Below are 21,565 nucleotides of genomic sequence, written 5' to 3'. Positions count from 1 at the left end.
GTTGAGAATCATGACCTCGTGGTAACATCTCGCTAATCCGCCTGTCGAGGGCGGACATCATGCGTCCTGACTATTCCCTGACAATAGCGCTTCTCTTTCTGACGCCTCCCTGTCGCGCACATATGCGCGGACAGTACACACCCTGCATGCACCTACTGGCGCGTGACGCAAGGATCGCTTAAAGCGGGCACATGCGAATCCTTCATCATTTTCCCCTGTCACCCTATTGCCGCAAAGTCCGGCTGACACTGGGTGAAAAACGTCTCCCGTTCGAGCCGCTGACCGAGCGCGTCTGGGAGAACCGTCCTGAATTCGCCCGCCTGAACCCGGCACAGGAAGTGCCGGTTCTGGTGGAGGACAACGGGCTTGTGGTTCCGGATTCGTCGGTGATCTGCGAATATCTGGAAGAAGCCTATCCCGACCCCTGCCTGCTTGGTCGCACCCTTGCCGAACGTGTTGAAGTCCGTCGGCTGGTCGCGTGGTTCGACAGCGTTTTCGCACGCGACGTCACCCGCAAGCTGCTGGGCGAGAAGGTGTTCAAACGCCTGAGCGGTCGCGGCAATCCGGACGGCACTGCCCTGCGGGAAGGTTACGCCAACATTCGTCCGCATCTCGACTATATCGGCCAGCTTGCGGAAGCGCGCACATGGCTTGCGGGCGGCACGCTGTCGCTGGCCGATTTCGCCGCCGCCGCGCATGTCTCCTGCCTCGACTTCATTGGCGATATCGACTGGAGCAAGCAGCCCGCAGCCCGCGAATGGTATGCGCGGGTCAAATCCCGTCCGTGCTTCCGTCCTCTGCTGAACGACCGCGTGCCCGGCATGAATCCGCCTGAGTATTACGCCAATCTGGACTTCTGAGAGAGTATCTTCTCTTGAGCGATGGAGCGGTCATCGCTCCATCCTGCCACGATCAGATCCGCGCCAGATCGACCGTCCGCTCCTCGGACAGCGTCAACTGACTGAGACGTGGTGCTGTGCGGGAAATGATCCGTCCGTTTCTCAGCACATACAAACGACATGGACGCAACCGCAACGCATCGAACACCGAGCAGGCCTGCAGCACCACCAGGTCAGCCGGGTTGCCGACTTTCAGCCCGTACGAGTCCAGACCGAGAATCCCTGCCGCCATGTCGGTGACACTGCTGAAACAGGCGGCCATCTCACTCTCGCTGGTCATCTGGGCAGCATGCAGTCCCATGGAGGCCACTTCCAGCATATCATGACTGCCGAGGCGGTACCACGGGTCCATCACACAGTCATGACCAAACCCGACCGGCACGCCAGCACGCAGCAGTTCAGGAATGCGCGTCAGTCCACGACGCTTCGGATAGGTGTCGTAGCGCCCCGACAACGTCATGTTGATCAGCGGGTTCGAAACGGCGGCCAGGCCTGATTCTGCCAGAAGACCGATCAGCTTGTCGGCGTAAGCATTGTCCATGGAATGCATCGAGGTCAGGTGGGAGCCGGTCACCCTGCCCTGCAAACCATATCTGACAGCGCAGGCCGCCATGGTTTCGATATGGCGCGAATTCGGGTCATCCGTTTCGTCGCAATGCATATCGATCGGCAGCGCGCGATCCGCCGCCAGCCGGAACAACGCGTCGATCGACTCACCGCCCTGTAACGTCGTCCGTTCATAATGCGGAATGCCGCCAACCAGATCGAGCCCCATATCGAGCGCTCTGACCAGCAGTTCCGCCGCGCCTGCCATCCGGAAAAAACCGTCCTGCGGAAAGGCCACAAGCTGGATGGTCATCCACGGTTTCAGGTCCTCCCGCAGACGCACCAGTGCACGGACCGCTTTCAGATCAGGATCGCTGATATCGACGTGTGACCGGATGGCGAGCGTACCTTGCGAGATGGTCATCTCGCACAGTTTGCGGGCGCGGGCGTAGATATCCTCTTCGGTCAGATGGGGCTTTGTTTCCTTCCAGATCTGGATACCTTCCAGAAGGGTGCCGCTAGTATTGTGACGGATCAGTCCAGCTGTCAGCGTCGTATCGAGGTGAAAATGGCTGTCCACGAAAGGCGGAGAGACCAAGTAGCCTTCCAGATCCAGCGTCTCGGCAGCCTCACCTGAAAACCCTGCTTCAATGGCGGCGATTTTTCCGTCGGCGATGGCGATGTCCACCCGACTGCCATCGGGCAGGACACCGTTTTTCAGAACCAAATCCATCATGTCAGATTTTACCCGTTTCGATCGTCATGAATTCCTCGCCGTATCAGGCATCCTGAAAATGGGCGACAGATACGCGCCGCCCTCGTGCATTCAGCAGCGCTACCTGTCCCAGAGCAGCCAGGAAGAAACCGACGAGATAACCGACATCTGCCCCTCCGAGCATCGCCGCAACAGGGCCTGTGTAGAGAGGTGTCGATGAGAACAGGCCAATTGTCAAAACCGTCACGACGACAAACAGCGTCGCCGACGATGTCCAGCCGGCGAGTGTTTCCATCCGCAGAGACTTCAGCGACGCAGGACGGCAATACCAGTCGGCCAGCACGATCCCGCACCATGGCGCGATCCAATAAAGGGCGAGAAGCAGGTAATTCTCATAGAGGGACACGAATGTTCCCTCCCCCAGCACAGCAAGAAGGTAGCCCATGCCTGCCGTCACCACAGCGCTGAGCATACGGTTGACATGCACGCCTCCGGAAATCAGCGCATAGGCAGCCGTATTGTCGTTCGCTGCATTGATCGCGATGGAAGAAAACGCCACGGCGGCCAGAGCCACCGGTGCAAAAACACCTGACCAGTTCTGCAAGGCTGCAATCACCGAACCCGGCGACGGGTCGCTGATTGCAGCCCCGGTCAGCAGGCCGAACAGTTCCATGATAAAGGAAGAAAGGAATGTTCCGCCAAAGGTCAGCCAGAAAACACGGGAAGACGGCGTGCCAGGCGGGACATAGCGCGTGTAGTCCGATGCATAGGCCGCCCATGCCATGTTGAAACTGCTGACAGCACCTATACCGATCATGATATCAGCAAATCGCGGCGCAGCGGCGGGTGCTGCACTTCCCTGCCCCGACGACTGGAAAACGGCGATCCCTCCGACGATGGCAAACGATACCAGCAGGACCCAGCCGAGATATTTTTCAATCGCCTGAACAATGTCATGTCCACCCATGCTCGCGAGCAACTGGGCGAAAGCCAGAATACCCAGAGCGAGCCAGAACGGGACTGCAAGACCAACCATCTTCAGCAGCAGGATGAAGGCCAGTGCGGACGGCACATTATTGACCGCATCCCAGCCGACGCAGTTCGCCCAGTTGATCAGGGAAGGCAGCCGCTTGCCGGTCCGGCCGAACGAGAAACGTGACGCTTCCATCTGCGGAAGTCCCGTCTCAGGCCCCATCACGGCACAGAGCGCCACAGGTAGCGAGCCAAGGAGATTGCCGATCAGCAGAACCGAGAAACCGGTCCATCCGGGCAGTCCAAGCACCACCACCAGCACGCCGATCACCCAGGCTGAAGGCGCAAGGTTGGGAGAGAAATGGCTCCAGAAGACCCGATCCACGCGGGTTGTCCGCAAATGGGTTGACACGGGTTCCAGAACGGCCGCGCTACCGGTTTCCTCAACTTGCATAATTACATAATCCTGTTGGAAAGAATTCAGACTTTTTCTGGCTGCGCCTGACGATAATCATATGTCTCGTCAAACCGGGAGAGGATGTAATCCCCAGCCCTGATGGGCGGGTAGAGCGGCGGATGATCCGCATCCTGACAGGATGGCAGCGGACTGATGACGGTGTCGTAGTCAGGTCCAAAGAAAAGCGGGATGGAGTAACGTTCTTTTCCGGATCGGTTGATGACGCGATGCAGGGTCGAGCAGAACAGGTCATTGGTCCACCGCGCCATCATGTCCCCGACATTGATGACGAATGTATCTGGAATGGGCGCCGCTTCCACCCAGACACCTGCCGCGTTCAGCACCTGAAGCGCAGAGTCGCCGTTCTGGTTCAGGATGGTGAAACACTCATAATCCGAGTGCGCGCCGATACCGATCTGCTTTTCGCTGACGACGACTTCCTGTGGCGGATAACGAAGAATACGCATATGCGCGCAGGGTTTGCGGATCAGCGGGAGGAAATAATCCTCCTCCAGCTCAAGAGCCAAAGCAAACGCCCGGAACAGTGTGTGTCCCAGCGCCACCAGACTTCTGTAACAGTCAAGCACCGCCGGTTTAAACCCGAGCGGTCGTTCAGGCCAGAGATTGGGACCATACAGCGCCTTGCCCGCCATCACATCCGGATCGCTGGCAGGAATATCGCCCGCAAGATCAAAGGCCTCGTGCAGGTCGCCCTGCGAGTCAGGATTGGTGTTCTCTTCGAGCAGTGGACCGTAACCACGATGGTTGGGTGAGTTTCTGATGTGGACGAGGCACTTTTCAGTCTCAGGCAACGCGAAGAAAGCCTTGCTTTCTTCATAGCATTTTGCCAGCACGTCAGGGTTCACACCGTGATTGCGTACGTAGAAGAAACCGACCTCGGTGCAGGCCTTCCGGACCTCTGCCCCTGTTCTCTGTCGCTCCGTCTCATCCGGCGACATCATGCCCGCGAGATCAACAACCGGTATTTCCGTGAAAGCCGTGCGCTGGACATCCAGCCCGTCATCGCCGGTGATCCGGACACCATTTCCGGTTTGCACGACAGCCATCGGATGGGGTCTCCCGTTGAATGTCAGTCAGAAGGCATGCCCAATCTGGTCACGCACTGGCTTCAAGCCTTACCGGACTTCATTTCATTTAGGAAATGATTTTTAATCACAGCCTGTTGCGCGACAAGCAGATCATCAGATGTTTCCCGCAGCCCGCATATGCGCAAATTCCAGCAGGGCGTCAGGGGTATCGAAATCCATCAGAACCGATGGATCGGCTGCAACTCTCGCTTTTCTCAGAGACGGCTGAGCTAGCAAAACCTTCCCGCCTCTATCTCCTGTCAGCGTCTGCAAAGCCTCAAAACATCCCGCTTTCCACAGGACCGGATTGCCCACCTGCCCCAGCCATTCCGGCAGAACGACATCGGCATCGCCCTGCCGAAAGCGACTGACCAGCGCATCAATGACCAAGCTGCCGACCAACGGCATATCTCCAAGACTGACGATGCATCCTGCGGCCTGCTGTTCCATGGCCCATGCAATGCCGACTTTCAGGGACGCGGACAGACCTTCGTCTGCTGCGTTGGAGATACGAATTTCAGTGGGTTTGCCTGAACATGATTTCTGCACGATCGCCTGAAGGGCTGCGGAAGTTTCACGCGCCAAAGGCGGCAGAACGACGCAAAGCGCCGACACCTGACTGGCGCAGAGTCCGGCAAGCGTGCGGGCGAGCATGGTCTGGCCGTCCGCATCTCTGGCCAGCAGCTTGTGCTGCGCTCCGGACCGGGAGGACCGACCAGCCGCCAGAACGACGGCGACGACCGACCCTGCGACTGTCACGCTTTCACCTGTCCGGGCGACCACCAGCTGATACTCTTGGCGAGCGGTGCACCGCGACGCACGGCGACAATGTCGGCCATGATGGAAATCGCGATCTCTTCCACATCGACAGCACCGATCGGCAGGCCGACTGGTCCCCTGACCCTCTGGAGAGACTCTTCGCTCACGCCTGCTTCGCGCAGCCGTTCCAGACGCGAGGCCTGCGTTCCCCGCGATCCCAGAGCGCCGATATAGAAAGCCGGACCTTTCAAAGCTTCCATAAGCGCTGGATCGTCGAGCTTGCTGTCATGGGTCAGCGTGACAATAGCGGTCATCCTGTCCGGTCTGGCTGCCGAGAGGGCGTCATCGGGCCAGTCATCCACCAGTCTGACACCGGGGAAACGCTCGGGCGTCGCAAGACTGGTGCGGGGATCAATGATGGTGACATCATAACCCGCATTGGTCGCCATCGCCGCCAGCACCTGCGCGATATGAACCGCTCCTACGATCAGCAGACGAGGCGCAGGCATCAGCAGTTGCACAAACCAGTCGGGCGTTATCGCGGGACTGACCGCTCCTGCCTCTCCCGTCGCGACCCGCTCTGTCATGATGCTCACAATCGCAGACGGAACCTCCTCGTCAGGACAGAATAATGCCCCTTCTCCTGCCAGCACCGCATGCCGTGAGCCATCAAGCGCCATGCCGATAGCCAGAGGCTCTCCCTTGGTGCGTCGATCGGTGATCCACGTAAGCAGTTCAGCGGGAAACGTGCCCTCCGGGGAAAGCGGCGACCGCACGGCCTCGACAAACACATCCAGACGACCGCCACAGGCCAGCCCCACCGACCAGAGCCCCACTTCTTCACCGCCATAACTGCGGACACAGGGCGGCGCGCCATCCATCACCTCTTTTGCGATGGACATGACGTCCGCCTCAACGCAACCACCGCTGACGGAGCCTTCAACACGTCCGCTGTCATCCATGACCATGATGCTGCCAAGAGGCCGGGGCGAACGCCCTCCGGTCCCCACGACAGTAGCGAAAGCGACCGCTCTGCCCTGTGTGAGCCATTCCTGCGCCAAAGCAAAAGGGCAGGATAATTTTGCGGGAGGAGCGGAGCTGGACATATTTTGCACTATACAATGAATGCTGTGTTTCTCCACCCGAGCCGTGAGGCAAGGCCGCGCTGACAGAAAGGGGGGTTGCCCCAAACCCCGATCAGGGCTCTATCTTGGCGCCGAGCTCCGAATCCCGGCGTGCCTTATCGGCATGCCTCGCACTTTCGGACAATAACGTGCCAATCATGGAGCACATACGATGCCGAACAGCTTCGACGGACAAGTCATTTATATCGTTGCCGATGGCGGCAAGGCCCGCGTCCTTCAGCACAAGGACGGCCACATGCACGAAGTCTCCCACTTCGCAGCAGCCGAAATTGCAGGTTCTTCAGACAATGGTCGCGGTGATTTCTCCGTCGCCGACCATCACAAGGAAGAATTCGGCAAGCGCGTCGCCACATGGATGAACGACCAGCTTCACGGCAGCAGCAAGCCGGACGGTTTCGTTCTGGCGGCTCCGGCCAAGGTTCTGCACGTCATCCGTGAGCACCTCGCCAAGCCGACACAGGCCAAGCTGATCAAGTCGATCGACAAGGACCTGATCAACATTCCGGTTGCCGATCTGGCTTCCCACTTCGACATTCCGGAAACAGGCTGGAAGACCGCCTGACCCCCTGCGTAGCCTTTTCCAGACCAGACAGGAGCATATGATGAGCGATACAGGACGTCTGATTACAGAACGGCTCCCTGTCACCCCGTTCCATCAGAATTGTTCCCTTGTCTGGGACCCGGTGACGCACAAGGCTCTCGTGGTTGATCCGGGCGGGGATGCCGAACGCATTCATGCCCGGATCACCGAGGCCGGTCTGACAGTGGACGCCATTCTTCTAACGCATGGTCATCTGGATCATGTCGGCGGCACCGTGGCTCTCAGAACACTTCTGGCTGGTACGCAGACCGAGACTCCCGAAGTGATCGGTCCCACCACCCATGACGAGTTCCTGCTGAACTCCGTCGAGGAGCAAGCGCGTCATTTCGGTCTGGCGGACCTGCACAGCGTCAGTCCTGACCGATACACGTCGGATGGCGAGACGCTCGATCTTCTCGGTCACCACTATCAGGTGCTGCATGTTCCCGGTCACACGCCGGGCCATGTCGTGTTTTTTGACGCAGCGGAGCAGATTGTTTTCGCGGGCGATACGTTGTTTCGCGGCACCATCGGACGCACCGACTTTTCCTATGGTGACAGTCGTCAGCTGATCACGGCAATCCGCGAGAAACTTCTCCCCCTTGGTGATGAAGTTGTCGTCGTGCCGGGACATGGCGCGCCCACGAAGATCGGCATGGAACGGGTGAACAACCAGTTCCTGCAGTAAGACTTTATTTTCCCTGATCCCCTATTTCCTTTTCCAGCCGTTCCTCGGAACGATCAGCAGAGGCACATCATCGGTGAACCGTCAGACGTTTGGCACTCTCTTTCTGTCCCTTGCGCTTGCTTCAGGCGGGCTTTCGCTGCCCCTTCCGGCCTCTGCCGATGATGCCATATCCGGCGCCCCCACAGCGGCCCAGCCGCCGCTTCCGAAAGAGACGCTGACAATCACCTCGGCCTCCGGAAAGCATGATTTCACGGTTGAAAAGGCCACCACCTTGCGCCAGCAGCAGGTCGGCGAGATGTTCCGCACGTCCCTTCCTGCCGATCAGGGCATGCTGTTCCTCTGGAGCGCGCCGCAGCAGAGCGACATGTGGATGGAGAATACGCTCGTTCCGCTCGATATCGTTTTCATAGACGCTAACGGGCGCATCCAGTCCATTACCGAAAATGCCGTGCCACAGAGTCTGGCGCGTATCAGCAGTCATGGTCCGGCCATGGCGACCCTCGAACTACAGGGCGGCATTACGGCGAAGCTGGGGATCGTTGTCGGAGACCGGGTGACATCCTCCTCACTGGAAGCCAAGATGGCTCCGCCAGCTTCAGCAAAAAAGTCTCACTGACCCTCATGACTCACCCGGCAGCACGCAGCAGGTTCGACAGGAGCATACGGTGACAGTTCTGGTCACCGGGGCTGCCGGGTTCATTGGTTTCAGCACCTGCCTGCGCCTGCTTGCGTCCGGAAAACAGGTTATCGGGATTGATAATCTCAACAGCTATTACGATCCCGCCCTCAAAAATGCACGCCTAGCCCAGCTTGAGGCTTTTCCGAACTTCACGATCCGAAAAATCGACATCGCCGTCGATGATCTGCTGACTGTTTTCACGGCTTTCGAGCAGCGTTCCATTACCGAAATCCTGCATTTTGCAGCACAGGCCGGTGTGCGCCATTCCGTCATGATGCCGTTTGCCTTTGTAGACGCCAATGTCCGGGGGCAGGTCGCCATTCTCGAACTGGCCCAGCGGCTCCCTGCCCTGCGGCACATCGTCTATGCCTCATCATCCTCTGTTTACGGCCGGAATGCCGCGTTACCTTTCAGGGAAACAGACCGCGTCGACCAGCCCGGCTCCTTTTACGCGGTCTCCAAACGGGCCGCCGAACTGACAGCAGAGTGCTACCATCACCTTCATCAACTTCCCCTGACAGGACTGCGTTTTTTCACGGTCTACGGACCGTGGGGAAGGCCTGACATGGCCTATTATCTGTTTGCCAAGGCCATAACGGAGGGCCGTCCGGTCACGCTGTATGAAGGTGCTTCTCTCGGTCGCGATTTCACTTTTATCGATGATGCCGTCGATGCCATCTGTGCCGTAATGGACCTGCCGCCCTCCGATCAGGTTCGCATCCTGAATATCGGGAGCAATGTTCCCGAACCAGTGGCGCGGCTCATCAGTCTTTTGGAAAACTTTCTGGGCCGAAAAGCTGATATTCAAATGACGCCGCGGCCATCGGCTGATGTTGAGTATACCTGGGCCTCTCTTGAGCAGATCCAGCAACTGATCGACTGGCAGCCTGCTACGTCGCTCGAAACCGGGCTGGAACAGTTTTCACGCTGGTTTCTTAGTTACCAACACAGCTAAGGCTCTTTCCCGGACTGATATCTGCAGGAACAGGCTTTTCCCTTTGTTTAAGGAAAGCCTCTGCTACCTCACGACGGACTATCCCGTTGAGTCCTCTTGAGTGCTGGCTACACGGCCTTGCCGTTCTTCCCCTTTGGCCCATCAAGCGAATCAAACTGCACGGTTTGGTATCTACGCTTAAGAATTAATGCATATTAAATAAATCATTAATGTGAAATAAGGCAAAAATTGACTTTTATTTACAAAACATAGGATTTTAATCCCATGTTTCACTGTTCATTTTATGAGATTGATAGGATCTGACTTTTAAGGTCAGTAAGTGCCGTTGCGGCTCTTGTCAGATGCAAAGCAGCCTTGCTACGCACGATCACAGAGAATTTTGAGGGCTGCGCATTATGGATCTGCTGAGGACTTCTGGCTTTCGTCGCCTTGCCATGGCGACCCTCACAGTAGCGGCAACCAATGCACTGCTCCCCTCTTCCGGTCATGCCCGCGCACGGCATGCGGCCACGAAAAACACCAGTCATCGTATGCACAGCATTTCCTTCAATGTCGTGCAGCATGGCTACCACACACATTACGCGCCAGCCTACTATGGTCGCTGGGTCCGGCATAACCACTACAACAACCATGTGATCCAGTGCGTCGCTTTTGCCAAAGCGGAATCCGCTGTTGAAATCAGGGGCAATGCGCGTGACTGGTGGTACAAAGCTGCCGGTCGCTATGCGCGCGGTTCAGCCCCGGAAGTTGGAAGCGTCCTCAATTTCCGTCCGATCCGCCGCATGCCGCTTGGTCATGTTGCTGTCGTAACCAATGCCCTGAACAGCCGTGTCATCACCATTGACCAGTCTCACTGGGGACAGAGTGGCATCAGCCGCAACGTTCGTGTCGTCGATGTTTCACCTGACAATGACTGGTCCGCTGTCCGTGTCGAACTGAGTGGCCAGAAGGGAACCTTCGGGTCCATCTATCCAACCTTCGGCTTCATCTATCCTCGCAGCGAGGGCGCTTCTCCTGTCATGACCGCCTCAGCGGAGCGGATGACTGTTGCGGCGGATGCTGGCTCGGAAGTAGCTGAAGCTCCGGAAGATGTGGGCACCATTGAGCAGAATTATCGTGCTCCCCGACGCTTTCACCCGATGTTCCGACATCATCGGGCACCAAAGCATAAAGTTCAAAAATAAGAAGCCAGTTACTTCCGCAAAAAGAGGCCTATATGGCCTCTTTTTTTATGGCATTTTTTGCTTTGAATTACCTTCTCAAGGCTATGCGCTTTCAACGGTTAGACGTCATTTTTTGATCTCAATATGAGGGACAGAGACAGATTCGATCTGTCTGCGCCAGAATCAGCACTATTGCATTTGCGGAATACGTAAACAGCTTATGTTGTCATTTCCGACAACTACTGATCTCCACACCGTGTTGAGCCGATAGAGGCCAAACCCAAAAGAGAAAATGACACTCTCTTAATCTGGCCCTACCCACTCCACTATTGCGAACAATTCTTAATTGCAATACGCTATTTGAAATCCTGCATCGAATAGGGCTTTTCCTGATGAACACTGCAACGGAATTCACTGCTGAATGGCACCTCGAACGTTCCCACCCGGCCCAACTGCTCTCCTATCTTGATCTTGCCCAGCCATTTGTCGGACAGATAAACAGACTGATCGCCAGATTTCGCGATGTGCATTTTCTCTGCGAACATGGAAGTAAACCGGCTTCCCTCCTCCCTCTCCGCAATGCGCTGGCGTTCAATCTGGTCAAGATGTCACGGTGGTGGAGTTTCGATTTCTGCCCACGCAGTATCCTGGAAATGCAAGCGCCCCGTTTTCTTGGATATGTGAAGAAGCATCTCGAGCAATCATATGATGATGAAGCACTCTACGATGTGTTCACCACCCAGCGTTATCTCCATCCCGGCAGCCCCTCAGACGTGCTGGTCATTGGCCGTGACCCGGAGCCAGAACTTTTCCATGTGATCTATGGCGTAGACGGGCAGCGTCGGTTCCGTGTCGGGTCTGAGGCATCTGATGGCTCTTCTCTTTGGCAGAACAGCGCCTACTCCGATTTTGCCGGTGCTTGGCTCGCGGCGCGCGCAGTAAAAGCACGCGAAAGCGGTGACCGGGAAGCGGCACGCGACGCCTCTCTGGCTCAGGCGGAGCACGAGCAGACCCGTTTATGGCATCAGCGTTATTTCCATGCGTGTTGTGAACGACATGTCGTCACGCTTTACGCTGACGCCAAAAACCGCCTACTGCTTCACAAAAGCGCTTTCGGACGCATGGAATCCGAAACTGTCGTTAACAGTCTTGCTTTTCGTGTGGCGCGCTTTGCCGTTCATTCAGGCATAACGGTAGCGGACCTGATCCGGGAAACAGCCGCACCATCCTCTCAACATGAAGACAGTCTGGAGATTGAACGACGCGCACGCACTCATGTCTTTACGTCCGTTGATGAAACGCGGCAGACCGTTCAACTCGCCGTCGTAGACCGTCTCGGCAGCTATCGTCCACGTCACTGCTGCTGATTATCCCGAATTTCTTGAAGGACAGAAAAGCGTATCGGGTCAGCACCTCGGGATACCCCCCACACACCATCCTCACAGCGACCAAGAGAGGATGAACTGCATGGAACACAAGAAAAAGCATCCTCGAAAGGCATGAAGAGCAAGAACTGTCCCAGCCCCTATCTGGGCCAACCCTCGCAACTTCTTTTCAGACTACACTTATACCAATAGCTCTTTGAAACGATGACCTTTTTGGTGGTTTTTGCAATCGGGAGAGGCTGTCTTCTTTTCCACTAGCAATCAGATGGGGCTCATGACCGCAATGAATGAATGCGGAATAGTCACGACGCAATCGCGGTCTTGTTTCCCTAACCAGACTGACGCTGCACGTGCGATCCGATTGCTATGGGCAGAATTTACGCAGAATAATGATCACTGTCCGGCATCAGGTTCAAAGACGGTCACTCCATATGCGGATGCTGTTTTAACCCAGCTTCGCCCCTCATGCTGCAACACGGTGGCTTCCCCTTCCGGCGGTGCATAGTATCCCGTCGCCTTCTGCCCGGAACGGCCCTCATATTTCCGGAAAACGGCTTCGGCGTAACGGGCTCCAGCCTGAGAAGCCGCATGATAACGGGCGACCGCTTCGTGCCAGCTGCCCGTCTTTGCATGAATTTCGCGCAGGAAAAGACCAGCTGCCAGTCCATTTGTCACGGGATCAAAACCTGCTTCAATCGACGGAAATGCATCGGAATGCCAACCGAGATTGATCTGGAAACATCCGATATCGACATGCGGCCGAGGACCGAAAGCACCCGATTTCAGCATTGTTTTTACGGCATCAACCGCCAGTTCCTGACGGGAAAAGGAAACAGTGAGGCCGTTTACATTGACGGCAAGGGGTTGATTATTGCTTTCAACCCGCGCAATCGCGACAAGCAGACCCAGAGGAATATCCAGGCTTTTCTCCACAATAGCCGCTGCCTTGTCGCACGAGACAACCTGCGCTGCCTGAGCCTTGACCGGCGCAAGCCCCATGACAAGGCCAGCCATAACAAGCCAATATCCAAAAAATTGGTTCATAAAACCAATATCAAATGGGTTATTTAGGATTGTATTAAAATGAAGGGAGCAGGCTTATCCTTCACAGATTTTTTCGTGCACTCTTCTTGATAGCCAAGGGTATATCTTCAGCTTTTATGTGAAGAGGATTATTCCCACTCTTCTCTAGCAATCACTGTCAGAAAACGCACAGATCACACCCCAACGACCAACAGACCAAGCCGTTGCCCGTTTTGCTGGCATATCTGGAAATCATGCAGACTGTCATCCATGAAGCAGATATCAGGAGAGAAGATTTCCACAGAAACCCGGGGCGGTCAGGCAACACACCCCGGTTGAAAAACAGATAATCAGTTTTTCAGATCAATGCGCACGACCAGATAGGGACGCTGCTGCATATCATGACCATCATGGAAAACAGGCAGTCTGGCCCACTGCCCAACCGTCATGATCAGACTGTTCGCGGTCTCACCCAAGGCCACGCTATCCGGGCTGATCAGGCGGGGATCATGCGCAACAAGGCTGAGAGTGCCATCAGGCGTCCGGCGAATAACCCCATGCCGTTCCTCGTCAGCCATATAGAGACTGCCATCGGGAGCGGTGAAAATGCCATCGACAACGCCGACTTCACCTTCGTCACGTACAGCCTGACTGAGACCGGCTTCGCTGATCACAGGATCAGACAGCACGGCTGTCGGCGCGCTGTAGAGACGTCTGGAAGAAAAAGGCGCCCAGAACAGCCGGGAAGAATCTGCGCTGAGGCCAATGCCGTTCACCCCACCCTGCGGCATTTGCGGGTGATCCGGATTATAACGGAACAGCTTTCCGTCCACTTCCATGACATGGCCCGCCACCGCGCTGACACTTCTATCTTCCGCCAGAATCCGTCTGGCCTGACCACTTGCGATATCAAGAACGATCAGGGCCGGATGCGTCGTCTGGGACGTATCGGAAATAAAGGCCGTTCCGCTTTTGCCATGCGTCAGATCGACACGAATATCGTTGATATGACTGTCCGGCAGCACAACCGGAGCCGTCAGAGCAAAGCGCCGGACGATGCTGTTCGTGCTTGGATCAATCAGAATGATCGCAGGCGTCTGAGGCTCCGTCTGACCTGCAACAACACCCTCGTCGATCACCCATAATCTGCCCTGAGCATCTACGGTCATGCCCAGAGGGGACTTCATTTCTTTCTGGGTCGCGGCATCAGGAAATGGCTGAAGTTCCGAACCACCTTTCCAGACAGCCAGCACCGGACCGGGATGCGTCTGCGCGCTGGTGGGAAAGGACAGTACAAACCGACCGTCGGCAAGATGAGCGATGCCGGAAGGCTGCGCATCAGAAAACCGTGCCAGAACATGCACATTACCTGACGGAACAAAGCTTTGTTCTACGCTATCAGCTGCGTGCGCCGCCAAGGGCGCACCCGGTAGTCCCAACAACGCGCAGGCCGCAATCGTCCGGGAAGCTTCGGACAGCAGTCCGCCTCTCAATGATCGAAAAATTGTCATCAAAATACATCTCGCCACGGACGGTTCCGGACCAGCCGGAGGTCTGTGGGGATTTCCTTCTTCAGTTCAGCAGAGAGCGTTCTTTCAGGAACGCTTCAGATTTTCTGGAGATTTGTCGCAGCTGTCTTGCCGCGATCTTCCGTCAGATCAAAGCTGAGACGCTCGCCATCCGCAAGACCCTGCCATCCTGCTGTCTGAACGGCGGTGATGTGCACAAACACATCCTTGTCGGAATCGTCGGGTTTGATGAAGCCGTAACCCTTGGTCACATTGAACCATTTCACAGTGCCGGTAGCCATACTCTTTATCCTCTCGGGAAACCGGAGCCCTCAGCTCCGTTCTGGCACCATACGAAACCGACAATCCGAGACTGGCAAGAGAATTCTTGCCGCAGTCTCCACAAACACTTCGATCCGGTTGACACTGTGGGCTGACAGAAAGATCTCTGCACCAAGACCTCATCCTTTCACCACGAGCGGGAAACAGCCCGATGCAGGCAACACTCTACCACAACCCACGCTGCGGGACGTCCCGCAAGGTTCTGGATATTCTCAAGGACGAAATTACAGATCTGACGATCATCGATTATCTGAAGACGCCACCCGATCTTGCGACACTGCGCGATCTCGCCAGTCTTCTGCCCTCAGGAGCCCACAGCCTGCTCAGAACCAAGGAGCCTCTAGCAACGGAACTCAAGCTGACGGAAAAGGGAACAACGGATGAGCAGATTCTCATCGCGATTTCGGCCCATCCGATCCTGCTGAACCGGCCTGTCGTCGTGACCACTCTCGGTGCACGCGTTTGTCGTCCAGCGGAAATCGTGCGGGAAATACTACCGCCGACTGCCTGAAACATGTGCGTGGATCCAGCGATAGATCCTCCGAGACTCAGTTGGGCAGTGACCAGTCAAGCCACGCCATGAGTGCAATGAACACGGCCAGACAGGCATGAGCAATCAGAAGAGCACGGAGAGTGATAACAGGCACTTCAGTTTTGGGGCTACACGTCGCCATGACATGATCTTTCTTTGAAAAGAGGGGAATTCCGGGAAAGAGACGAAATCAGCTGTGTGGCAGATGATGATAGGCGCGGTTGAAGTAGACAAGCGCTGGAACCGGACTTCCCATTCTGACGGCCTGCACCTGACCAAACAGCACACTGTGCGTACCGACTTCAACAATCCGTTCAATGCGGCAGTCGAGCGAGGAAACGGCTTCTTCAAGGCACGGCGCACCGGTTTCGAGCGTTGTCCAGTGACCGACCGTAAATCGTTCTACGGCATCCAGAGCGCTAGCGAATCGATCAGACAGATGCTGCTGGGCGGACGCCAGAACATTGACGCACATCGGACCGCCCTCATGGAAAGCCTCCCGCACACGACTCGCCCGTTTGAGGCAGACGAGCAGGGTCGGAGGATCATCCGTAACCGAGCATACGGCCGAGGCTGTAAACCCGACCGGTTCAGCCAGAGTGCCGGTAGTGACGACCGTCACAGCCGCGCCGAGACGCGCCATAGCTTCCCGAAAGAGAGTTCCGTCAACGCTCAAATTTCTTACCTTCTCTCACGCAGTCGTGCAGTCGTGGCTCCTTCATACAGCCTACCCCTTAGCGATTAAATGGATTGTCGCAACCAGATATAAACTCTGAATAAATGCGACCGTCTCAGAAACGCTGGTAACAGGGGTTACCGTATGCAGGACACAATAAGCTCTATCCAGTACAGCCGCCACGGACAGGCCGGTCACATTACACTCGACAGGCCCAAAAACCTCAATGCGATTGATCGCGCCATGGCTGAGGCAATCATGGAGGCTCTTGCCCAATGGCAAGATGATCCCTCAGTTCAGAGAATTCTCATAGATTCCTCATCCAGCAAGGCGTTCTGTGCGGGCGGCGATATCAAGTCTCTCTACCGAACCATCCAGGACGAGGGTCCGAAAGCCGCTCATACGAACATGGTCATTCCCTATCAGGCCATGCAGATGATCGCCGATTACCCCAAACCAATCATTACCCTTATGGATGGCATCACAATGGGCGGTGGCATCGGGCTGGGCGCGCATGCCCGTTACCGCGTGGTCACGGAACGCTCGGTTCTCGCCATGCCTGAAAATCTGATCGGACTAACGCCGGATGCAGGAGGCTCTTGGCTTCTGGCGCAGGCACCTCGTCCCTACGGACTGCGACTGGCGCTGACAGGTGGCCGGATGGCTGGCGCTCAGGCGGTCACCATGGGTTTCGCCGATTACCTTGTGTCTTCCGAAAAACTTGAGGCATTGAAAGCCGCGCTACTCAGCGACACAGCACCAGAGGACGTTATTCTGCAGCGCTACGCTGCGACAGACCTCACACCACTTGCGGACGCATTCCCCCGGACGATCAGCACAGTTTATGATGTGGAAGATATGGGACCACATGAAGGACTTCCGGTGCTGCTCTCGCGACTGGAAGCGTCGGATGAAGACTGGGCCAAAACGGACCTGACCACTTTGCGCAGTCTCTGCCCGTTCTCACTTCATGTCACATGGAGGATGCAGCAGAAACTCCACGCTACCCACGCCTCATGCGACGATGCCTTTGCTCTCGAAACACAGCTGGTGCTGCACATGATCTCCCGCCCCGATTTCTCTGAAGGCGTCAGAGCCAGAGTGATCGACAAGGACAATGCACCGCGCTGGTCTCCGGCCACGCTGTCAGAGGTGAAGGAGGACGCTGTAGAGCACTGCTTTAAGGTTCAGTAGCTGTTCTGATTGGACGGGGGCACATCCGTATAGGACTTGTTCAGTCGCACGGCATTCTGCTCCGCCGTGAGACCTGTAGGGCCTTCCGCAACGGATCGGGCCACGTTGGGCATAAGGTCCGGTCGGCTCCAGCAGTCCACACCGCTCCATCCCTGTGTGCAATAAGGCTGGGGCGGCGGCGGCGTTTCAGGAGGCGAGCACCAGCCCGTGCCTTTCATCAGTTCGGACGTGCTGCATGTCCGCCCCATGGCGAACGAACCGATCTGCGGGACAGAACATCCCGCGAGCATCGGCAGAAGACAGAGGACAAAAAGACGCGTGCTGTGCATGGTCGTATTGTCTGTCAATCCGGTGAATAAAGCCTTACCGCACCCCCTTCCCCAACCCGATAATCTGCCCGCCTGAATTCAGCCTGCATGACCGGCTCAAGGAACAGGTTTGCCGCGGGGCTGGCTCCCGGTTATTGTCCGGTCAGTTCTTGAGGTTGTGATGGGAATATGCTGCGATTTCTCCGGGGAATCATGGCTCGTCACGGCCTTATCAAAAGGAGAGAGTAGGTTCCCGTGGCTGACGATATTTTCAGGGAAGTGGATGACGCCATGCGGATGGAACGCCTCCGCAAAAGTGCGCGTCGATTCGCGGGGCTTGGTCTTGCCGGTCTTGTTCTCATTGGAGCGGGGATCGGCGGCTGGGAATATCACCTCTCCAGCCTCCATAAGGAAGCCCTCGCAAAATCCACCACCTACATGAGTGCGCTGCACGATCTGGGTGCAGACAGCTCAGTCGCGGGGACCAGCCTGCCTCTCACACCGGCCCAGCAGAAAGCTCTGACAACCCTCGCAGATGTTGGAAACGCCTCCCCGTCAGGGCTGGCGACGCTCGCGCAACTCCGTGAAGCGTCTTCCTACGCCACGCACGGCAAGACGCAGGAAGCGCTCAGGATCTGGGACAACATTCAGCAGAATACAAAGCTGGATGCGACGCTGCGCCATATGGCGACCCTTTTGTGGTGCCAGTGGCAGGTGGATAGCGGTGACATCGCGACCATCCGTTCGCGGCTGTCCCTTCTTTCCAATGAAAGCAAACCCTTTGCGGCTCTCGCCAATGAGCAGCTGGCGACTCTCAATCTGCGGGCTGGCGACGTGAAATCCGCCCGTGACCGGCTGACCCGCCTGCAGCAGGATTACAATGCGCCCAACGGCGTGCGGATGCGTGCTGGCGGCATGCTGCAAACCCTCGACCAACAGGGGTAAACCCCGGGGATCAGGATCGTTCTTTCTTCCTTTCTACTCCGTCTGCCGAGAGCCTTTCATGCACCAGCCACCTTCTGACAGCCGCCGCGGTTTTCTTCTCAAACTGCTGACCGGAGCCGCCGTTGTGCCGCTTGGAGGCTGTCACCTGTTTGAAGACGATAAAAAGCCTCTTGTGGTCGGTCACCGTGTTCCTGTGCTCCCTTCACATGGCGGTCTGACCGTCACCAGAAGCAAGGACGCCCTGACACCGATCACCCTGCCTGCTCCGGTCTCAACGACAGACTGGCCGATGAGCGGCCGCACACCCAGTCATGTCGGGTCGAACTATGCATGGGGTGGCCTGAAGCGTCGCTGGACCCGGTCCATCGGTTCGAGCACGTCCGAGCCCGATCCGCTCGCTCTCATTGCCCTTGGATCGAACGGGCAGAGCATTCTGCAAGCCTCTCCGGTCATTCAGGGCGGGCGCATCTTCACACTGGATGCGACAGGCGACGTCAGGGCATTCACATGGCCGGAGATGCGTCACCTCTGGACGTTCAACCCCAAGCCTCACCGGATGAAGTCCAGCAATCTGGGCGGTGGCCTGGGCGTGAATGGCGATACGCTCTACATCGTGGACGGCATTGCTGAAACCGTCGCGGTTGAAGCGGCAACGGGCAAGGTAAAATGGCGCGTCAACGTCGGCACGCCCGGTCGCTCGGCTCCGACCATCGAAAAGAACCGTGTGTTCTTCAGCACGATTGACGCCCGCCTCTTCGCTCTTGATGCGACATCCGGGCATCAGCTCTGGACCTATGCCGCAAGCATGGCGCCGACAGTGATGTTCGGCGCTCCCGCTCCCGCTGTCGTGGACGGGATTGTGCTGGCCGGCTTCGGCTCCGGCGATATCGTCGCCCTGCGTGAGGAAAGTGGCGAAGTCGTCTGGAGTGACACGCTGGGCGCTGGCAGTAGCATATCGGCCGCAGGCGACTTTTCCTGCGTCCGCAGCCTGCCCGTCATTCAGAATGGCACAGCCTACGCCATGAGCGTCTCAGCCTCGCTGGTCGCTTTTGACATGCGTTCCGGGCGACGTCTCTGGGAGCGGGCCATTGCTGGCGCCTCTCCTCTTCTCGTCGTGCAGGACTGGCTGTATGTCATCACCCTTGATGGACAGGTGGCCTGCCTTGACCGTATTACCGGTCAGGTCCGCTGGATCACCCAGCTGCGCCAGTATGCCCGCGTTGACGCACGAAAAGATGGTGTCGCCTGGACGGGACCGGTTCTGGCGGGCGGCAAACTGCTCTGCGTCAGCACACTTCCTGCAAACGGCATCGTTTCTCTCGATCCTGTCACAGGTAAAATTCTTTCCATCGACACTCTTCCCGCGCCGACCACGGTCGAGCCCATCTTCTCTGACGGACAAATGTTGATCATCGATAACCGAGGCGACCTCAATTCCTATGGCTGATCGCCCACGCACAAAGTCCGGAAAGCGCGGACCAAGACAACCCATGAGACCGGAAGCCCCGCTTCCTGCCTCTGGTCTGCCGACCGTCGTGATCGCCGGACGCCCGAATGTCGGAAAATCCACCCTGTATAACCGTCTGACCGGACGACGGAATGCGCTGGTTGCGGACTTCCCGGGCGTCACACGCGATCGCAAGGAAGGCGAGGCCCTGATGCGCGGCCGTACGATCCGTCTGATCGATACGGCAGGGCTGGAAGAAGCGGCTCCTGACTCGCTGTTCGGACGGATGCAGAACTCTTCTGCGCTGGCGGTGCAGCAGGCTGATCTGATCCTGTTCTGCATTGATGCCCGGGCCGGTATCACGCCAGCCGACCAGCATTTCGCTACGTGGCTTCGTCGCCAGAACCGCAAGGTCCTGCTGGTCGCCAACAAGGCGGAAGGACGTGCTGGTGCGGCTTCCGCAATGGAAGCCTTCTCCCTGGGACTTGGCACGCCCATCGGCATTTCCGCTGAACATGGCGAAGGCATTTCCGATCTGATGACGGAAATTGTTGATGCCCTGCCGCAGGGTATACTGCCGCCTGTCGCTGAAGAGAAACCTGTCAAAAAGAAAGAGAAACCGAAAGCTCCGGTTGAAGAAACGGTGAGTTTTGCCACGCTGACAGGCGAGGCTGACGAGATTCCGGAAGAGTTTGAAGAAGAAGCCGTTTTCATTGAAGACGAGACCGAAGAACCGGGAGTTCTGAAAATCGCCTTCGTCGGGCGGCCAAATGCTGGCAAATCGACCCTGATGAACCGCCTTCTCGGCGAGGAACGCATGATTACCGGGCCGGAACCCGGTCTGACGCGTGACTCGATTGCCGTTCTCCTTCGTGACGAACATGGTGAAGTGCAGATTGTCGATACGGCAGGTCTGAGGAAGAAAGCGCGGGTTGAAGAGCATCTGGAAAAGATGTCCACTTCCGCGACCATTGAAGCGCTGAAGCGTGCCGAAGTCGTTGTTCTGGTCATCGACGCCACGCTCGGTCTGCACGAGCAGGATCTCCAGATCGCCCGCCTGATCGAGCGTGAAGGCCGGGCCTGCGTGCTGGCTCTGAACAAATGGGATGCGGTGGAAGATCGCACCGCCACGCGTCAGGCGATCTATGATCGTCTCCAGACCTCACTGGCCCAGATGAAGGGGATCGAAGTCGTTTCCTTCTCCGGCAAGACCGGTGCGGGCGTGCAGAAGTTGCTCCCTGCTGTCCGCCACGCTGCCGAGATCTGGAACAGTCGCGTCCCGACAGGCGAACTGAACCGCTGGTTCGACATGATGCTGGAGCGTCACGCGCCGCCTCTGGTTCAGGGCAGACGCCTGAAGCTGCGTTACATCACGCAGGTCAAAAGTCGTCCTCCGACCTTTCTGGTGTTCGGCACCCGCGCCGAACAATTGCCTGACGACTACAAGCGTTATCTGGTGAATGGCCTACGTGAGACCTTTGGTCTGACCGGCGTGCCTATCCGTCTGCAGTTACGGGGGACGAAAAACCCTTATGCGGACGAGCGGGACTGAAGATCTA

The 21,565-nt window shown here is 57.1% G+C and carries 23 protein-coding genes; 12 read left to right on the top strand and 11 right to left on the bottom strand.

All coding sequences use genetic code 11. The features are described 5' to 3' along the window. Positions 1-191: 191 nt before the first annotated feature. Positions 192-860 (top strand): FtsZ-binding protein FzlA, encoded by a 669-nt coding sequence (gene fzlA / locus EMQ_RS00595; protein WP_010668305.1) that lies wholly within the window; start codon positions 192-194, stop codon positions 858-860. A gap of 52 nt (positions 861-912) precedes the next feature. Here fzlA and EMQ_RS00590 read toward each other — a convergent pair whose 3' ends face one another. From EMQ_RS00590 to EMQ_RS00570, 5 genes are all read right to left on the bottom strand, one after another. Continuing rightward, positions 913-2,181 (bottom strand): cytosine deaminase, encoded by a 1,269-nt coding sequence (locus EMQ_RS00590; protein WP_010668306.1) that lies wholly within the window; start codon positions 2,179-2,181, stop codon positions 913-915. Positions 2,182-2,224: 43 nt separating this feature from the next. Next, positions 2,225-3,586 (bottom strand): purine-cytosine permease family protein, encoded by a 1,362-nt coding sequence (locus tag EMQ_RS00585; RefSeq protein WP_010668307.1) that lies wholly within the window; start codon positions 3,584-3,586, stop codon positions 2,225-2,227. Between the two features lie 26 nt (positions 3,587-3,612). After that, positions 3,613-4,656, bottom strand: a complete 1,044-nt coding sequence (locus EMQ_RS00580) for an isopenicillin N synthase family dioxygenase (protein ID WP_010668308.1) — start codon at positions 4,654-4,656, stop codon at positions 3,613-3,615. A gap of 135 nt (positions 4,657-4,791) precedes the next feature. Beyond that, positions 4,792-5,460: a nucleotidyltransferase family protein gene (locus EMQ_RS00575; RefSeq protein ID WP_010668309.1), complete on the bottom strand. Its 669-nt coding sequence runs from the start codon at positions 5,458-5,460 to the stop codon at positions 4,792-4,794. Continuing rightward, the gene (locus EMQ_RS00570) at positions 5,433-6,542 is read right to left on the bottom strand and encodes an XdhC family protein (RefSeq protein WP_048874166.1); all 1,110 of its coding nucleotides are present in this window, start codon (positions 6,540-6,542) and stop codon (positions 5,433-5,435) included. Before EMQ_RS00570 ends, EMQ_RS00575 begins: the two co-directional genes overlap by 28 nt. Positions 6,543-6,732: 190 nt before the next feature. On the opposite strand from EMQ_RS00570, the gene EMQ_RS00565 reads away from it, so the two are divergent. The 6 genes from EMQ_RS00565 to EMQ_RS00540 all read left to right on the top strand — a co-directional run bounded on the left by EMQ_RS00565 (position 6,733) and on the right by EMQ_RS00540 (position 12,013). Continuing rightward, a complete protein-coding gene (locus EMQ_RS00565; RefSeq protein WP_010668811.1) occupies positions 6,733-7,143 on the top strand; it encodes a host attachment protein in 411 nt (136 codons plus the stop codon). A 37-nt stretch (positions 7,144-7,180) separates the two neighbouring features. Further along, the gene (locus tag EMQ_RS00560; RefSeq protein WP_010668810.1) at positions 7,181-7,849 is read left to right on the top strand and encodes an MBL fold metallo-hydrolase; all 669 of its coding nucleotides are present in this window, start codon (positions 7,181-7,183) and stop codon (positions 7,847-7,849) included. A gap of 73 nt (positions 7,850-7,922) precedes the next feature. Continuing rightward, the gene (locus EMQ_RS00555; RefSeq protein ID WP_010668809.1) at positions 7,923-8,465 is read left to right on the top strand and encodes a DUF192 domain-containing protein; all 543 of its coding nucleotides are present in this window, start codon (positions 7,923-7,925) and stop codon (positions 8,463-8,465) included. 49 nt (positions 8,466-8,514) lie between these two features. After that, complete coding sequence (locus EMQ_RS00550; RefSeq protein ID WP_010668808.1) at positions 8,515-9,483, top strand: NAD-dependent epimerase/dehydratase family protein; 969 nt, start codon at positions 8,515-8,517, stop codon at positions 9,481-9,483. Positions 9,484-9,878: 395 nt separating this feature from the next. Further along, a complete protein-coding gene (locus EMQ_RS00545) occupies positions 9,879-10,667 on the top strand; it encodes a CHAP domain-containing protein (protein ID WP_010668807.1) in 789 nt (262 codons plus the stop codon). Positions 10,668-11,038: 371 nt separating this feature from the next. Then, a complete protein-coding gene (locus EMQ_RS00540; protein WP_010669251.1) occupies positions 11,039-12,013 on the top strand; it encodes a hypothetical protein in 975 nt (324 codons plus the stop codon). 411 nt (positions 12,014-12,424) lie between these two features. Here EMQ_RS00540 and EMQ_RS00535 read toward each other — a convergent pair whose 3' ends face one another. From EMQ_RS00535 to EMQ_RS00525, 3 genes are all read right to left on the bottom strand, one after another. Then, positions 12,425-13,045: a transglycosylase SLT domain-containing protein gene (locus EMQ_RS00535; protein WP_010666560.1), complete on the bottom strand. Its 621-nt coding sequence runs from the start codon at positions 13,043-13,045 to the stop codon at positions 12,425-12,427. Positions 13,046-13,404: 359 nt separating this feature from the next. Beyond that, entirely contained in the window at positions 13,405-14,565 is a 1,161-nt protein-coding gene (locus tag EMQ_RS00530) for an L-dopachrome tautomerase-related protein (RefSeq protein ID WP_018307659.1), read from the bottom strand. Positions 14,566-14,660: 95 nt separating this feature from the next. Then, positions 14,661-14,864 carry a cold-shock protein gene (locus EMQ_RS00525; RefSeq protein ID WP_010668951.1) on the bottom strand — a complete coding sequence of 68 codons (204 nt, stop codon included), beginning with the start codon at positions 14,862-14,864 and terminating at the stop codon, positions 14,661-14,663. 191 nt (positions 14,865-15,055) lie between these two features. Between EMQ_RS00525 and arsC the strand changes: the two genes are divergently transcribed. Next, a complete protein-coding gene (gene arsC / locus EMQ_RS00520) occupies positions 15,056-15,415 on the top strand; it encodes an arsenate reductase (glutaredoxin) (protein ID WP_010668952.1) in 360 nt (119 codons plus the stop codon). 37 nt (positions 15,416-15,452) lie between these two features. Here the strand turns inward: arsC and EMQ_RS17290 are convergent, their stop codons facing one another. Then, positions 15,453-15,578: a hypothetical protein gene (locus EMQ_RS17290; protein WP_010668953.1), complete on the bottom strand. Its 126-nt coding sequence runs from the start codon at positions 15,576-15,578 to the stop codon at positions 15,453-15,455. Positions 15,579-15,626: 48 nt separating this feature from the next. After that, complete coding sequence (locus EMQ_RS00515) at positions 15,627-16,079, bottom strand: flavin reductase (RefSeq protein ID WP_018307660.1); 453 nt, start codon at positions 16,077-16,079, stop codon at positions 15,627-15,629. Positions 16,080-16,256: 177 nt separating this feature from the next. Here EMQ_RS00515 and EMQ_RS00510 point away from each other — a divergent pair, with 177 nt between their 5' ends. Further along, positions 16,257-17,306 carry an enoyl-CoA hydratase/isomerase family protein gene (locus tag EMQ_RS00510; RefSeq protein ID WP_010666225.1) on the top strand — a complete coding sequence of 350 codons (1,050 nt, stop codon included), beginning with the start codon at positions 16,257-16,259 and terminating at the stop codon, positions 17,304-17,306. On the opposite strand, the gene EMQ_RS00505 is transcribed toward EMQ_RS00510, so the two are convergent. After that, a complete protein-coding gene (locus EMQ_RS00505; RefSeq protein WP_010666226.1) occupies positions 17,300-17,635 on the bottom strand; it encodes a hypothetical protein in 336 nt (111 codons plus the stop codon). The two genes, EMQ_RS00510 and EMQ_RS00505, sit on opposite strands and share 7 nt — an antisense overlap. 234 nt (positions 17,636-17,869) lie before the next feature. Here EMQ_RS00505 and EMQ_RS00500 point away from each other — a divergent pair, with 234 nt between their 5' ends. The 3 genes from EMQ_RS00500 to der are packed head-to-tail and all read left to right on the top strand — an operon-like array spanning position 17,870 to position 21,558. Continuing rightward, positions 17,870-18,559, top strand: a complete 690-nt coding sequence (locus EMQ_RS00500) for a tetratricopeptide repeat protein (protein ID WP_010666227.1) — start codon at positions 17,870-17,872, stop codon at positions 18,557-18,559. Between the two features lie 58 nt (positions 18,560-18,617). After that, the gene (locus tag EMQ_RS00495; RefSeq protein WP_010666228.1) at positions 18,618-20,006 is read left to right on the top strand and encodes a PQQ-binding-like beta-propeller repeat protein; all 1,389 of its coding nucleotides are present in this window, start codon (positions 18,618-18,620) and stop codon (positions 20,004-20,006) included. Between the two features lie 43 nt (positions 20,007-20,049). Next, positions 20,050-21,558: a ribosome biogenesis GTPase Der gene (gene der / locus EMQ_RS00490; RefSeq protein WP_010666229.1), complete on the top strand. Its 1,509-nt coding sequence runs from the start codon at positions 20,050-20,052 to the stop codon at positions 21,556-21,558. The last annotated feature ends 7 nt before the right edge of the window (positions 21,559-21,565 follow it).

Source organism: Acetobacter aceti NBRC 14818 (assembly GCF_000193495.2).
GTDB classification, from domain to species: Bacteria; Pseudomonadota; Alphaproteobacteria; order Acetobacterales; family Acetobacteraceae; genus Acetobacter; species Acetobacter aceti.
The sequence above is the reverse complement of the archived record's forward strand: the minus strand, read 5'-3'. Positions and strand labels throughout refer to the sequence as shown.